The sequence below is a fragment of the Paenibacillus sp. NEAU-GSW1 genome (genome assembly GCF_009737085.1).
Classification (GTDB): domain Bacteria; phylum Bacillota; class Bacilli; order Paenibacillales; family Paenibacillaceae; genus Pristimantibacillus.
On record NZ_WOVL01000015.1, the window covers coordinates 52,945 to 67,696 of the forward strand.

At 49.5% G+C, this 14,752-nt stretch carries 14 protein-coding genes; 8 read left to right on the forward strand and 6 right to left on the reverse strand.

The genetic code is table 11. The features are described 5' to 3' along the window. Positions 1 to 94: 94 nt before the first annotated feature. The gene (locus tag GOM71_RS13435; protein ID WP_156281881.1) at positions 95 to 799 is read right to left on the reverse strand and encodes a TerC family protein; all 705 of its coding nucleotides are present in this window, start codon (positions 797 to 799) and stop codon (positions 95 to 97) included. Positions 800 to 870: 71 nt separating this feature from the next. Beyond that, the gene (gene aroC, locus GOM71_RS13440) at positions 871 to 1,929 is read right to left on the reverse strand and encodes a chorismate synthase (protein WP_156281883.1); all 1,059 of its coding nucleotides are present in this window, start codon (positions 1,927 to 1,929) and stop codon (positions 871 to 873) included. Between the two features lie 116 nt (positions 1,930 to 2,045). Here aroC and GOM71_RS13445 point away from each other — a divergent pair, with 116 nt between their 5' ends. The 4 genes from GOM71_RS13445 (at position 2,046) to GOM71_RS13460 (ending at position 4,998) form a co-directional block, all read left to right on the forward strand. Further along, positions 2,046 to 2,927, forward strand: coding sequence for a LysR family transcriptional regulator (locus tag GOM71_RS13445; protein WP_156281885.1), 882 nt, complete (start codon positions 2,046 to 2,048; stop codon positions 2,925 to 2,927). A gap of 81 nt (positions 2,928 to 3,008) precedes the next feature. Beyond that, positions 3,009 to 3,641 (forward strand): helix-turn-helix transcriptional regulator, encoded by a 633-nt coding sequence (locus GOM71_RS13450; protein ID WP_367649599.1) that lies wholly within the window; start codon positions 3,009 to 3,011, stop codon positions 3,639 to 3,641. Between the two features lie 154 nt (positions 3,642 to 3,795). Continuing rightward, positions 3,796 to 4,728, forward strand: a complete 933-nt coding sequence (trhO, locus tag GOM71_RS13455; protein ID WP_156281887.1) for an oxygen-dependent tRNA uridine(34) hydroxylase TrhO — start codon at positions 3,796 to 3,798, stop codon at positions 4,726 to 4,728. Positions 4,729 to 4,746: 18 nt separating this feature from the next. Further along, positions 4,747 to 4,998 carry a DUF1450 domain-containing protein gene (locus tag GOM71_RS13460; RefSeq protein WP_173275593.1) on the forward strand — a complete coding sequence of 84 codons (252 nt, stop codon included), beginning with the start codon at positions 4,747 to 4,749 and terminating at the stop codon, positions 4,996 to 4,998. Between the two features lie 112 nt (positions 4,999 to 5,110). Here the strand turns inward: GOM71_RS13460 and GOM71_RS13465 are convergent, their stop codons facing one another. From GOM71_RS13465 to GOM71_RS13475, 3 genes are all read right to left on the reverse strand, one after another. Continuing rightward, positions 5,111 to 5,548 carry a hypothetical protein gene (locus tag GOM71_RS13465; protein ID WP_156281889.1) on the reverse strand — a complete coding sequence of 146 codons (438 nt, stop codon included), beginning with the start codon at positions 5,546 to 5,548 and terminating at the stop codon, positions 5,111 to 5,113. Between the two features lie 144 nt (positions 5,549 to 5,692). Beyond that, a complete protein-coding gene (locus tag GOM71_RS13470) occupies positions 5,693 to 7,345 on the reverse strand; it encodes a response regulator (RefSeq protein WP_156281891.1) in 1,653 nt (550 codons plus the stop codon). Beyond that, positions 7,342 to 9,144, reverse strand: coding sequence for a cache domain-containing sensor histidine kinase (locus GOM71_RS13475; protein WP_156282013.1), 1,803 nt, complete (start codon positions 9,142 to 9,144; stop codon positions 7,342 to 7,344). The genes GOM71_RS13470 and GOM71_RS13475 overlap by 4 nt, the downstream gene beginning before the upstream one ends. Before the next feature lie 180 nt (positions 9,145 to 9,324). Here GOM71_RS13475 and GOM71_RS13480 point away from each other — a divergent pair, with 180 nt between their 5' ends. From GOM71_RS13480 to GOM71_RS13495, 4 genes are all read left to right on the forward strand, one after another. Beyond that, positions 9,325 to 10,212 carry a carbohydrate ABC transporter permease gene (locus GOM71_RS13480; protein WP_156281893.1) on the forward strand — a complete coding sequence of 296 codons (888 nt, stop codon included), beginning with the start codon at positions 9,325 to 9,327 and terminating at the stop codon, positions 10,210 to 10,212. Beyond that, the gene (locus tag GOM71_RS13485; protein WP_156281895.1) at positions 10,212 to 11,042 is read left to right on the forward strand and encodes a carbohydrate ABC transporter permease; all 831 of its coding nucleotides are present in this window, start codon (positions 10,212 to 10,214) and stop codon (positions 11,040 to 11,042) included. Before GOM71_RS13480 ends, GOM71_RS13485 begins: the two co-directional genes overlap by 1 nt. 162 nt (positions 11,043 to 11,204) lie before the next feature. Then, on the forward strand, positions 11,205 to 12,515 hold the full coding sequence (locus GOM71_RS13490) for an ABC transporter substrate-binding protein (protein WP_156281897.1): 1,311 nt from the start codon (positions 11,205 to 11,207) through the stop codon (positions 12,513 to 12,515). 167 nt (positions 12,516 to 12,682) lie between these two features. Next, positions 12,683 to 13,624 carry a ribose-phosphate diphosphokinase gene (locus GOM71_RS13495; RefSeq protein WP_156281899.1) on the forward strand — a complete coding sequence of 314 codons (942 nt, stop codon included), beginning with the start codon at positions 12,683 to 12,685 and terminating at the stop codon, positions 13,622 to 13,624. Between the two features lie 78 nt (positions 13,625 to 13,702). Here GOM71_RS13495 and GOM71_RS13500 read toward each other — a convergent pair whose 3' ends face one another. Beyond that, entirely contained in the window at positions 13,703 to 14,746 is a 1,044-nt protein-coding gene (locus GOM71_RS13500; protein ID WP_156281901.1) for a Gfo/Idh/MocA family protein, read from the reverse strand. Positions 14,747 to 14,752: the final 6 nt, after the last annotated feature.

Genomic DNA, 14,752 nt, shown 5'->3' on the forward strand with positions numbered 1-14,752 from the left:
TCGTTATTCAGCGAATCAGCTTCGCTAATGAGCAAATAAAAAAGCTTGTCTCCCTCCGTCCGCATTCGGACCTTGTGAGACAAGCTTTACTTATTTACGCCGAGGCGCTTTCGCCTTCGCGAACCGCTTCTGTTTTTTTCTTCGTCATATTGCTCCACAAACCGGCTGCAATAACGAGAATCACAGCAATGATGATAAAGGACCAACGAAGCAACTCGCCCTCTTTGAACCAACTTTCCAAAGCAGGCTCATGCGTAATCATTTTGGCCGCCGTATATGCCAGCATAGCAGACCCTACATATACGATCCATGGGAATTTGTCCAACAATTTAATGAACAGCGTGCTGCCCCATACGACGATTGGAATACTAATGACTAGGCCCAATGCAACGAGAATAATGCTGCCATGTGCCGCGCCGGCTACCGCAATGACGTTGTCCAGTCCCATCGCCGCGTCCGCAATAATAATGGTGCGAACCGACGCCCAAATCGTATTTCCTGCTTTAATGTCGCCATGCTCTTCCTCTTGTACGAGCAGCTTATATGCAATCCAAATAAGCAATAAACCGCCAACAGCAAGCAAATACGGCACCTTAAGCAAATAAACGACCAATATTGTAGCTAAAATGCGAATAGCCACCGCTCCTGCGGTTCCCCACAATATAGCATGCTTCTGTTGCTCCTTCGGCAGCTTGCGCGCCGACATGCCAATGACAACAGCGTTATCTCCTGCCAAAACCAAGTCAATAAAAACGATCGACAGCAGCGTCGACCAAAAATCGAGTGATAAAATATCCAATCAAGTTCCCCTCTTTTCAGATCACTATAAAGGAGCGAAGGATCTCCCTCCGCTCCATTCACACTGCCAGTCTAAGCGTGCAGCGCCGCTTGGCGTTTGTACAGGTCTTCAAGCACCATGCATACCATCGCTTCCACAACTGGAATAACGCGAGGGCAAATACAAGGATCATGACGGCCGATTGTCTCGATAATATGCTCATCTCCAGACTGATCTACCGTCTTCTGCGGTTTAGAGATCGACGAAGTTGGCTTAACCGCAATACGGAACACGATATCCTGTCCCGTGCTGATGCCGCCGATAATGCCGCCGGCATTGTTGCTCAGGAAGCCGTCTTTGTCCATTTGGTCGTTATGCTCGCTGCCGAGCATTTCCGCCGCGTCGAAGCCTGCGCCGAACTCAATCCCTTTGACAGCGCCGATCGACAGCATCGCTTTAGCCAATTCCGCATCGAGCTTGTCGAACGTAGGCTCGCCGATGCCCGGCTTCACGCCGCGAATGATGCACTCGACAATCCCGCCGCAGCTGTCGCCGATGCTAGCCAGATGCTCGATTTTCTCAACCATCTTTGCTGCCGCTGCCGGATCGGCTGCGCGAACCGGGTTTTTCTCGATGAAGCTCTCGTCTACCGTTTGGCCTTCAATGCCGCCAACGGCTTTGGTGTATGCCGTTACCGAAACGCCGCGCAGCGACAAAATCTTGCGGGCTACTGCGCCTGCTGCAACACGGCCTGCCGTTTCGCGGCCAGAAGCGCGACCGCTTCCGCGATGGTCGCGGTGAACATACTTTTGCACATACGTAAAGTCGGCATGGCCGGGACGGAACAAAAGCTTGTTTTTCTCGTATGCGGAAGGCCGCATATCGGTGTTGTTGAGCATGACTGCGAGCGGTGCTCCCGTCGTTTTGCCTTCAAACACGCCAGACAGAATGCGAATCGTGTCCGATTCCTTGCGCGGCGTCGTAACCGAAGACTGTCCCGGCTTGCGGCGGTCCATTTGAAACTGAATTTCTTGCTCCGTAATTTCCACGCCCGGCGTCACGCCGTCAATAATAACGCCAACCGCCTCGCCGTGCGATTCGCCAAAAGTCGTCATCGTAAACACTTTGCCAAAGCTGCTGCTTCCTGACATCTATACTCATCCTTTCAAAACGGAAACTGTTTTCTAATCTAGTTCTCATTATAAAGCGGATCGTGATATAATTGAAATAACAATTACATCGTCATGCGATAGAGAGGATCTATATCATGATTCCCAATTTAGAAAATTACCGCATTTTTTTGTATACCGCACAGTCCGGCAATTTTACAAAGGCTGCGCAAATGCTCCATATTACGCAGCCGTCCGTCAGCTATGCGATTAAACAGCTTGAAGAACAGACCGGCGCCAAGCTGTTCGACCGGCTGTCGAAAGGCGTTCGGTTAACTGCTGAAGGAAAAGCGCTGTACGACTATGTGGAGCAATCGTTTACGCTGCTCGTCCGCGGCGAGAAAAAGCTGCGCGAGCTCGTCAATATGGATGCCGGCGAGCTGAAAATCGGCGCAAGCGGCCCGATTATTAAACATGTGCTGCTTCCGTATTTAGAAAAATTCCATGAACAATATCCGCACATCCGAATCCGACTGCTGCAAATTAAAACGAGCGAAGTGGCGCGCCAGCTTCAGGAGGAGCTGATCGACCTCGGACTCGTCCACCTCCCTCTTGCGGATGAAGCGCTGGACGTTACGCCGCTGCTGGAGATCGAGGACCGTTTCGTCGTCGGAAATGCTTACAAGCAATACGCCGGGCAGCCGATTACAGCAAAGCAGCTGTGCGAAATTCCGCTGCTGATGCCGACCTCCGGAAGCAGCACCCGCGTTTTTGTGGAACAGTGGCTTGCGCGGCAAGGCGTGCATAAAGAGCCGGATATTGAGCTGACAAGCACCGAAATGATTATGGAATTTGCTGAACGCGGCTACGGGGCCGCATTTATCGCGCGTCAATTCGCAAGCAAAGAATTTGCGAACGGCACGCTCCATGAGCTAACGCTGACCGAACCTATTCCTTCGCGAATGATCGGCATCGTTACGAGAAAAGGCGCTTCGCTGCCAAGCGCATCAGCCTTTTTTCTCGAAAAGCTGCGGCCTTAGTTTTACCAGACAGACTTATGAGACATTTTTGTTGAAAAATGATATAGTTGTATCTAGCTATTCGAATAGGCGGTGAAAAACGTGAAGCAAGTCAATGGGCTGTCGACTCGCGAAACCATATTGCAATTGCTGAAAACAAACGGCGAGCTCAGCGCCAAGGACTTGACGGAGCAGCTCGGCATTACGGGCATGGCGATCCGTCGACATCTTGAAGGCTTTGAGAAAAACGGATTGCTCAAAACGAGATTGATCCGCCAGGCAATGGGCAGACCGACGGCTTTATACAGCTTGACCGAACAAGCGGAGCAGTTCTTTCCGAAAAAATACAATACGCTGGCGCTTGATCTGCTTAGCGAGCTGGCTGCGGAATCCGGCGAAGATACGATTCATGTGCTGTTCGACCGCCGCAAGGAGACGCTGCTGAGCAAATATGCGCCTGCGCTTGAGAATAAACAGCTGTCCGAGAAAGTGGCTGCGCTGGCGCAGCTTCAGAACGACAACGGCTATATGGTGCAATGGGAGCAGCAAAACGAGGACGAATTTGTGCTCAAAGAGCATAACTGTCCGATTGCCGACGTTGCCAACAAGTATAACCATGCATGCCAATGCGAGCTTCAACTGTTCCAATCGCTGCTGAACGCGGATGTGACGCGAACTGAATGTCTAGCCAAGGGCGACATGAAATGCGAGTACCAAATTAAACGAACCCGCTAAAAATGATTAGCGTTTGCTTGCGAAGCAAGTTTTGCTTCGCAAAACTTTTAAGGCGTATGCTTGCGAAGCAAGTTTTGCTTCGCAAAACTTTTAAGGCGTATGCTTGCGAAGCAAGTTTTGCTTCGCAAAACTTTTAAGGAGAAGTGATTAAGAAATGAATGAATCGCAACAAGCAAAGCCATACCGTATTTTGCTGTACTACAAGTATGTAAAAATCGAAAATCATGAGCTGGTTGCCGCCGAGCATCTGCAATTTTGCAAAGATTTGGGCGTAAAGGGCCGTATTTTGATCGCAGAGCAAGGCATTAACGGCACGCTGTCCGGCACGGTTGAGCAAACGGATGCATACATCGCGCATATGCGCAGCAATCCGCTTTTTGCTGATATGGTGTACAAAATCGACGAATCGGATGCGCATGTGTTCAAGAAGATTTTTGTCCGTCCGAAAAAAGAGCTTGTGACGCTGCGCTACGAAAAGCCGCTTGATCCGAATGTTCGTACCGGCGAGCATTTGTCGCCTAAAGAATTCTATGAGCAGCTTCAGCGGGACGATGTCGTCATTATTGACGGCCGCAATGATTATGAGTATGATATCGGCCATTTCCGCGGCGCTATCCGTCCGACTGTCGAGTCGTTCCGTGAATTCCCGAAATGGATCCGCAACAACCTGCAGGACGTGAAGGATAAGAAAATTTTGACCTACTGCACAGGCGGCATCCGCTGCGAAACACTGACTGCTGTACTGTTAGAGGAAGGCTTTAATGACGTTGCCCAGCTGGACGGCGGTATCGTCACTTACGGCAAAGACGAAGAAGTGCAGGGCCGCCTGTTTGACGGCAAATGCTACGTATTTGACGAGCGCATTTCCGTTCGCGTCAACAATACGGATGAAGATGTCGTCGTCGGCACTTGCTACCATTGTGGCAAGCCGGAAGACCGCTACATCAACTGCGCGGACGATCTTTGCCATCGCCAGCACATTTGCTGCGAGGACTGCGAAGAAGAGCATGCAAGCTATTGCTCGGAAGCTTGCGAGGACAACGACGCGCCGAAGCGCCAGCTTAAGGTGCTCCAGTCGATTCGATAAGCGAAGAGGTGAGCTTCAATGAGCTTGGGACTTGTCGTCGTTGAAGTATGCGACCGTAACGCCATGGCGCTGCTCCCGCTCGAAGAGCTGGAGGAGAAGTACCCGGAGGCGGCGGTCATGCGCACGAATTGTTTGAATATGTGCAATATGTGCCGCGCCAGACCATATGCGATGGTTAACGAAAACCGCGTCCACGCGCCAACAACCGAGGAATGCCTCAGCCTGGTGGAGGAAGCGGTCCGCGAGGAAATTAGACAGTTTTTCGAATGAAATTCGATTTGGATTAGGAATGCAGCTCCCCTTTCGCGGCGGAACTGCATTCTTTTTTGAGTTATGCGATTCGCACTTACAGAGAATATCAGCAATTGACTATATACTTTCATTAATCTGGATTAACAAAATTAGTCCCATACGCACTAGCATGCTCCCAACCATATTCGTGCTTAGAATCCGTTTCAAGCGTAAAATGAATCCATGAAAGACCAGTAAATGATGGTCCTTCATGAAGACCTTCAAAAGAAAGTAAAACCTCATCCGGATTCTCAGAATCCTTAAATATAACAGGACTATATACGGTCCAAGCGGTCCCTAGCTTATTAATGATCTGAAGGGTTTGGAAAACAGCTTCCTCCATGGTCATATCATCTTTCAGTTCACTTACAAACGCTGCTCCTAAAAGTGAAGGGTTCTTCTTAGACCATTCAAATTGTTGCGATACAATGGGATGACCTGTTATTATTTCAATTTGTTTAATCAGCCGAGCTGCTTTCACCTCATTTTTGACAGCAAAAAAAGCCTTCCATATAATTTGAAATTTCATCGCAACTCCTTTTATTTACTTTTTATAAATATCACTATACCTCTACTATTGAATTTCTATATTGTAATAAAGCCCCTTCCTATGTCACATGGCTCCTAACTCCTATACTTCTCAGCTTTTATCAGCGATAATAGCTGTTATCCCTCAACCCTCCTGCTGCTTCCGGTATTGGTTTGGCGAGACGCCTTCAATTTTCTTGAACACCTTGCTGAAATATTTCTCATCATCGTATCCGACCATCTCGGCGATCTGGCCAATTTTCAAATTTGGGTTTGCAAGCAATAAACGAGCCTTCTCTACACGGATCCGGGCCAAATAATCGAACACATTCTCCCCCATCTCCTGTTTGAAACGGCGGGATATATATTCGCGGCTCAAGTAGAAACGTTCCGATATGTCTTGCAGCGTCACCTCACGGTGATAGTGCTGCTCCATATACTTCGCGATTTCGTGCATCACATTCATTTCTTGCTGGCGGTTGGATCCGCCATGATAGACTTGCGCAAGCTCGTTCAGCCCGGCAAGCAGCCGTTCGCGCCATATCGACAAAGACAATCGGCCTGTCTCGTCCATCAAGCTCGACAACAATTGAATTGAATTATCGGCAACGTTCAGCTTAAACTCTCCAATGTCTGCACCCGATTCTTCGGGCCGTGAAGCTTTGTCATTAAATAAACGATTTACGATCGCATCGAATTCGCTAAACCATTGCTCCATCTGCGACTGGCTGATCGATTCAAGCCTGCTGAGCGCATCGATCCAGCTGTCGACAGCGGCTTGAAGATCCTTCTCCCGACCGCTGCGCACGGCGACGCGGAACCGTTCTTCGTAATCGGTCATGCTAAGCGACCCGCCCGCACCGGACGCTGCTGCGGCTGGTTCCACACCATTCAGGCTGTCGCTGAAATCGAGCAAATTGCGCTGCTTAAGCGCTGCCCGCGCCTTCTGATAGGATACCGACACGCCGCTGGGAAACGGCTGAATCGTGCCGATGCCGAATTCGATCCGGCTTTGAATCGTATTGCGGATTCCCGCCTGAACCCGACGGATCGTGTCCGGCCACTCCTCAAGCCTGCCCCACAACAGCAATACCATTTCATGTTCGCTGTTCCAATAACGGAACGCGAATCCGCGCCCGTCTTCCCGTAATATTTCATTGCAAACATTCGACAATGCAAAAAAGAGCAGGTCGCGATTAAGGGCAAATTTCCGCATAACCGCCGGTTCGAGCGTATCGAGCCCAACGACTATCGTCAAGCAGCGTTCAATCAAATCAAGCTTGAATTCATCTTTGAGCACGCTTGGCAGCGAAGTTTTACCGCCGTTCTCGCTGATCAGTCCCGAAAACAGCTTATCCCAATAAAGCGGCTTAATTTGATTAATTTCCATATTCCGCTGCTGCGTAAGCTGACGCGACCGTTCCTCGCCTTCCCAGCTAAGCTTTGCTTTTCTTAATGCTTCAGTCAGCTGCTCCGGGTCAACCGGCTTCAGCAAATAATCAAGTCCGCCGTATTTCATCGAGCTTCGGACCAATTCGAAGTCATCATAACCGCTGACGACGATCGTTTTGCACTTGCGCGATTCCGCTTGCAGCCAAGCAAGCAAACTGACGCCGTCCCGGTGCGGCATGCGCATGTCGGTAATGACGATTTCCGGCTGCTCCTCTTCGATTAGCACAATCGCGGTATCGCCGTTGTCCGCCTCCAGTATCGCATCGATGCCAAGCGTTTCCCAATCGATCAGCAGCCGGATCGCATCGCGCACATGCTGCTCGTCATCCACTAACAATACTTTCATGACTGCTCCTCCAATTCGCTGCTCATCGGTATACGTATCGTCACACTAAAGCCTCCGGCAGCCGCCGAATCGACGCTCATTTCTGCCGCATCGTTGTAGTAAAGCTTAAGCCGCATCCAAACATTGCTGATGCCGATATGGCTCTGTTCCTCGAGCAGACCAGCGCCGGAGCGCTGCAGCAAGCTGTGAAGCTCCCGCAGTTTAACTGAATCGACTCCCGATCCGTTATCCTCCACACGAATCGTGAGCCACTCTCCGCCGGCAATATCTGCAGCAATGCGAATCCATCCGCTCCCGCCGGCATTCTCATAGCCATGCTTGAAGTAGTTTTCGATTAGCGGCTGCAGCAGCATTTTCGGCACTTTTATAGCGAGCGCGTCGGGCTCGATAGCATACACGACAGACAGCCCCTCGTTAAAACGCTGCTGTTGAAGCTCCAAGTAGGCTTTGGCATGGTTAAGCTCAACCGCGAACGATACAATCGTCTCGCTGGTGTTCATATTGTAGCGCATCATCTTCGCAAGCGCAGAGATGAGCGAATACACCTTTGGCGCCTTCGCCTGCAAGGCCAGCGTGCCGATCGATTGCAGCGCATTATACAGAAAATGCGGATTAATCTGCGCCTGCATCGCCCTGAGCTGATTCGTCTTATTCGCTATCTCGAGCCGGTATTCGCTGTTAATCAATTCTTTGATCGTTTGAATCATCGTATTAAATCTTCGCGCCAAAATGCCAACCTCATCGCGCCCCTGCACAGGAACGACGATGTTGAAATTACCGGCTTGCACCTGATTAATATGGCCGATAAGCCGTTTGATCGGTTTTGTAAAATGATACGATACAAACACGCTGGCGACAACGACAAAAGTTATAAAAACAATTAGGATCGATGTATTGATCGTCCGGATGGCATCGGCGCTTTCATACAGATAGGAGTACGGAAGCTGCTTAACGACGATCCAATCCATATAATTCGTTTGAAGCGTATCGTAAATAATAATGCCGGAAAATGAATCGTCCGTCCATTTCACAACCCCGTTGCCGGAGGCGCTTTCCGTTACTTTATCCGCCCATGGCATGTCCTTTACCGAGTCAATCCCGACTCCGTTCTCCGCACAAATGATGTTTTGCTCGCGGTCGATAATATACATTTGCTCCTCGTCGGCAAGCGTCAGCTGTTTGCATACTCGGTTCAACTCCGCCGAATTAATGTCCATCGACAAATAGCCGATCACCTGATCGCTAGGAGTGCGGATAATGGGACGCTGCAAGGTGAAAACGCTTTCTTTTTTAACAGAACTGCTCCAATCCAGCGCATAAGTAACGCTCTCATGAGTCGCCTCGACGAAAGGATTAGGGTTATCCTTTTTGGATTCCGGCCATTCGCTTTCCAGTTCTACACCGCTCCGAAACAGTCCGCGCGCCAGCAAATACGACAGCCGGTTCTTGCCAATTTCCAAATAGATTTGATGAATTCCTCTTGTCGATTGATAAATATTGAGCATGCTCGTATAAATTAGCATATTGTTTTTCTCGTCAAAAGCAAAGGCGTTCACGTTCGGAGACTGGCCGCGTTCAATCAACGCGTACAGCGAGCTGCTCGTATTCAAATTGTTATAGACGTCAAGCGATGTCTCGTTAATCGTCTCCATGTATCGGCTAATGTTGTTTTTTCCGAGCGATAACAGCTTCTGATTCTCGTGAATCGCCTGCTCTGTCACTTGATTTTTAATATAGTGATTGGACAGAATCATCGAGATCGTAATCGGAATAACCGTTACGGCAAGCAGCAGTGCCATCAGCTTCCTGCGAATACTTGTTGCGAACAACAGCCTCACCCCATGTCAATATATTACACCAAACCCATCATATCTATCTGTGTTCGAAAAAACAATAACGTTTTATATTTACATCATTAGGAGAGTCTTCGCAAAACCAAGCAAATGCTTACGAAGCAAAACTTTTAGGAGGGTTAAGAGATGCATACTCGAAAAAAATCAAGTCAATGGCTGCAGCAGCTCGTATTTCTTGGGCCTGGCACAATCGCATTTGCGTTAATCGTGCTCATTCCGTTTCTGCTCGGCTTCTACTACTCGTTCACCGAATGGAACGGACTCGACTTGGACAAAGCCAAATGGACGGGCATGGATAACCTGACGCGTATCTTTACGAATGATGACAAATTTTGGGCCGCGTTCTGGTTTACACTCCGTTTCACGTTCGTAACGATTATAGCGACGAATTTGTTAGGCTTTTTGCTCGCTTTGTTGCTCACGCGGCCGTTGAAAGGAAGAAACGCGTTAAGAACTGTTTTTTTCCTGCCGAACGTGCTTGGCGGCATCTTGCTCGGTTACATCTGGCAATTCATATTCACAAAAGGGTTTAAAACAATCGGCGAAATGACCGGCTGGCCGCTGTTCGAATTGCCGTGGCTCGGAACGCCGGACACCGGCTTCTGGGGACTCGTCATCGTATTCGTCTGGCAAACTGCAGGCTACATGATGATTATCTACATCGCGGCAATTGTCGGCGTACCGAAGGATATGCTCGAGGCGGCAACGATCGACGGCGCTTCCTACTGGCAGACGATTCGCAAAGTAACGGCTCCGCTCATTATGCCAGCCATTACCGTGTGCTTGTTCCTGACAACTTCGAACGCGTTCAAAATGTTCGACTTGAACTTCTCGTTGACCAAAGGCGGTCCCGGCACTTCAACGCAATCGCTCGCTTATAACATTTACGCCGAGGCGCTGGTCAACAATCGTTACGGACTTGGCACCGCCAAAGCGATGCTGTTCTTCTTCGCCGTATCGATCATCGCCATTACGCAAGTGTGGCTTACTAAACGGAAGGAGGTTGAAGCTTAATGGCTGCAAGTCGTTTTAGCCGCTTCACCGTCATCACGCTCGCGCTGCTGCTTGCGCTGCTGTTCTTGTCTCCCTTCTACTTCGTACTCGTCAATTCGTTGAAGGAGCTTGGCGAAATTATGATCGACGCCGCATCGCTGCCGGAGAAGTACTTATGGGGCAACTATAATAAAGTGTGGGAAATTATCCGGTTCCCGAAAGTGCTGTTCAACTCGATTATGATTACAGCTGTCAGCGTTACCGGCATCGTCATCATTAGCGCAATGGCCGGATACCGGCTCGTCCGCAGGCCGACACTGTTCAACAAACTGCTTTTCACCTGCTTCATCGCGGCTATGATTATCCCGTTCCAATCGATCATGCTGCAGCTGGTTCGCGTTACAAGCCTGCTCGAGCTTCGCGGCAACTTATTGGGCATTTTCGTTTGCTATCTCGGCTTCGGCCTCTCGCTTTCGACCTTTCTCTTCCACGGCTTTGTCAAAAGCGTGCCGGTTGAAATCGAAGAAGCGGCTGTCGTAGACGGCTGCACGCCGTACGGCGTCTTCTGGAAAATCGTATTCCCGTTGTTAAAGCCGATCATGGTTACGGTCATCATTTTGAACGGACTATGGATTTGGAACGACTATCTGCTTCCGGTACTCGTTATCGGCGCAAATAAAGATTTAACGACAATTCCGCTTGCGGTAACTCGCTTTTTCGGGCAATATACGAAACAATGGGATTTGGCGCTCGCAGGACTGACGATGAGCGTGGCTCCGATTCTAGCTGTATTCCTGATGCTGCAAAAACATATTGTCGAAGGCATTTCCGCAGGTTCTTTAAAAGGTTAATAGAATTAATCCCTTATTCTTAATGAAGTGGTAAAAACATCAATATATTGCACTTTTGTAGTCAACCATTTCGGTGTTTATCTAAAGATTCCTTATTTATAATCAAATTGTAAGCAGTTACAGCAATAATTCATCAGCAATTAATTTTGGGAGGTCAAAGAAATGAAAAAGCTATCGATTTTACTGGCATCCATCATGCTCGTCTTCGCTGCCGCTTGCGGCAATGGCAACAACGGAGGCAACACAGAAGAACAACAGCAAACGGAATCGAACAAGCCTGCTGAAACCGAAAAAGCAGCTGAAACAACTCAACCGAAGAAAGATGTAACGATTAAAGTGTTCCAGTTCAAGGTTGAGATCGCTGACGCGCTGAACCGGATGGCTGCGGAATACGAGAAAGAAACAGGCGTTAAAGTCGAAATTGAAACGCATGGCGGCGGCGAAGATTACAACGCCCTGCTGAGAGCGGAAATCGCTGCGGGCTCCGAGCCGGAAATTTTCAACTCTGAGGGCTTTGCCGCTCTTGAAGCTTACTATGACCGCGCAACGGACCTTTCGGGCGAAGCTTGGGCGAAAGATGTAATCCCTGCAGCAGCTAACCCTGCGACTGTAGACGGCAAGCTCCTCGGCATGCCGATGAACATTGAAGGCTACGGCATTTTCTACAATAAAGACCTGTTTGCAAAAGCAGGCATTACTGAGCTTCCAACAACTTTGACACAGCTTGAAGATGCAGCGAAAAAACTTGAAGCTGCCAACATTACGCCATTCTCGACAACAAACGAGTGGTGGTCGATCGGCCATCATACGATCAACGTAGCGCTTGCTGAGCAAACGGATCCAGCTGCGTTCATCGAAGGCACAAAAACAGGCGCTGAGCTGTTCAAGAACAACGAAATTTTCAAAAAATGGACGAATTACGTAGATCTCGTCTTCAAGTACAGCCAAAAAGACAAGTTGACAACTGACTATGCAACGCAAGTTGCAAACTTTGCTTCCGGCAAAGCGGCAATGATCCAACAAGGCAACTGGATTCAAGGCGACGTAGACAAAGTGGCTAAACTCAACGTTGGCTTGCTCCCTATTCCAATTGACGACAGCGGCAAAGGCCACATCTATACAGGTCCTGCAAACTTCTGGATCGTAAACAGCAAATCGAAAAATGCGGAAGAAGCTAAAGCATTCCTGAACTGGATGGTTACTTCGGAAACAGGCAAATCGTACCTGACAAAAGAATTCAAATTCATCCCTGCTCTGACTTCCATTAAAGCGACTCCTGAAGATGTTGGTCAAATGGGCGCAGCCGTATCCGAGCAAGCGGCAACAGCTGGCGGCTGGCATTGGGGACGTTACCCGGACGGCGTTATCCAAGCTTGGGGCGCAGCAATGCAAGAATACCAAGGCGGTCAAATCGACAAGGATGCGCTGCTTGACAAGTTCAACAGCGGCGTGGACGACATTGTAAAAAAATAATCAATAACGAAAAAGCGGGCACATAGTTGCCCGCTTTTTTCGTCGTCAATTGCAATAATATAGCAATATGCGTTTGATTATGCGCTGCTTACGGTTATAATAAAGGATGATTATACTACATACGGAATGTTATCAACGTCCATTTCGCTTCGCTTTAGGAGGATCTTATGCAACAAGTTAAAATTTTTTCCGGCACCTCGAACAAGCGGTTAGCCGAAGACCTTTGCAAGCAGCTTGGCTTGCCGCTCGGTCACGTGTATATTAATCGACTGCAAAGCGGCGAAATCCATCCATCGTATCAGGAACCGCTGCGTAATAATCATGTTTTTATCGTACAATCGCTTTCCAATCCAGTGAACGAGCATTTAGTAGAATTGCTCGTCCTGATCGACGCCGCAAAACGCGCTTCGGCTAAAACGATCAACATCGTTATGCCTTACTACGGTTATGCGCGCCAGGAACGCAAATCCGCTCCGCGTGAACCGATTTCAGCCAAGCTGGTTGCCGATATCGTGACGACGGTAGGCGCCAATCGGATCGTTACCGTAGATTTGCACGCCGATGCGATTCAAGGCTTCTTTGAAATTCCGGTTGACCATGTGACCGCACTCGATTTAATTACCGACTACCTTAAAAGCATGGATATTCCGAATCCGGTCGTCGTGTCGCCAGATGCGGGCCGCGCAACGATGGCCGAGAAACTGGCAGGCTATCTGGATTGTCCGTTCGCGATTATGATTAAAAATAGACCGGCACATAACAAAACGGAGATTACGCATGTTATCGGCAATGTCGAGGGCATGACGCCGATTATTATTGAAGATTTGATCGATACAGGCGGCACGATCGTCAATGTTGTCGAAGCTCTCCATAAACGCGGCGCGAATAACGCTTATATTTGCGCAACGCATGGCCTATTCTCCGAAAACGCGATTCAAAAGCTGGATCACCCGTACATTAGCGAGGTTGTCGTAACCGATACGATTGCGATTCCCGAAGATCGTCCGGCAAAATTCAAAGTGCTGTCGATGTCCCCTCTGCTCGCTAACGCGATCCGGATCATCAACAACGGCGGCTCGCTTGATCAAATGTTCAAGCATATTCTGTAACGCTCTAACAACTGAAAGAAGAAGCCTAGGCAACCACGTCGCGGTCCCTAGGCTTCTTTTTTTGTTTTTAGCTTTTTTTTAACCTTCAATATATTCGGCAATGGTGACCTTCCGGCCTTGCTTCGCACTCTCCAGCGCAGCAAGCACCATCGCCATGCTTAGCCGGTTATCGCGGCTGTTCGTCTCTGCCGGGCGGCCTTCCGCAAGCGATAAGAACATCTCATCCAAGCAGCCGTGATGGAACGTATTCGCAAACGTCTTAGGCTCGGTTTCAACTCTGTCGTGAGACCGATAAAATTGGCCGCTGTGATCTCCCTCGGCAACAACTTCGGCGTACGGATTGCTGTGTCCGTCCCATATGGCCGTCCCCTTCTCAGCTGTGATACGCCATGCCGCTTCCCAGGAAGTCGGCGCTCCTTCCGCGCACCATGAGCCGCGGTAGCAGAACACGGAACCGTCCGACATTTCGAAAATGCATATTGCCGCCGCATTGCCAGCGTACCACGACCCTGCAGGATTAAACTCCTGACAATATACCGTAACCGGATCTGCTCCGATAATGAACCGGGCCTGGTCGAACGTGTGAATGGCCATATCGAGCAGCAGCGGACTGTCCATCGCATCGCGGAATCCGCCGAAATGAGGCGCGAGGAAGAAATCGGCTCCGATATAGCCAGGCTTCCCGATCGTTCCCTGCTCGATCATTTCGCGCAATGCCCGGATACGAGGATCGTAGCGGCGATTTTGCATAATCGCATGCGACTTTTGCAATTGATCGGACAGCGCGACCAGCTCGTTGCATTGCTCCATCGTCTCCGCCAGCGGCTTCTCGCCCAATACATCGCAGCCGAGGCGCATCGCGGCTGAACTGATGTCAAAGTGGCTGGCCGGAATTGTCACATCAAAGACCAGATTAGCCCCCGACTCCGCTATCGCTTTCTCTACGTCCGTAAAGATCCCGCAGTTCAGCGAATGCCGTTCCGCCATTGCGCTTGCAAATTCAAATTGAATATCGACCAGACCGACGATTTCCGTATCCTGACGCTTCTTCGCGTAGTCGATCCAGGTGTTGGCCATGCCTCCGCAGCCGGCTACGACAACCCGATATTTTATCTGTTCCATGTATTC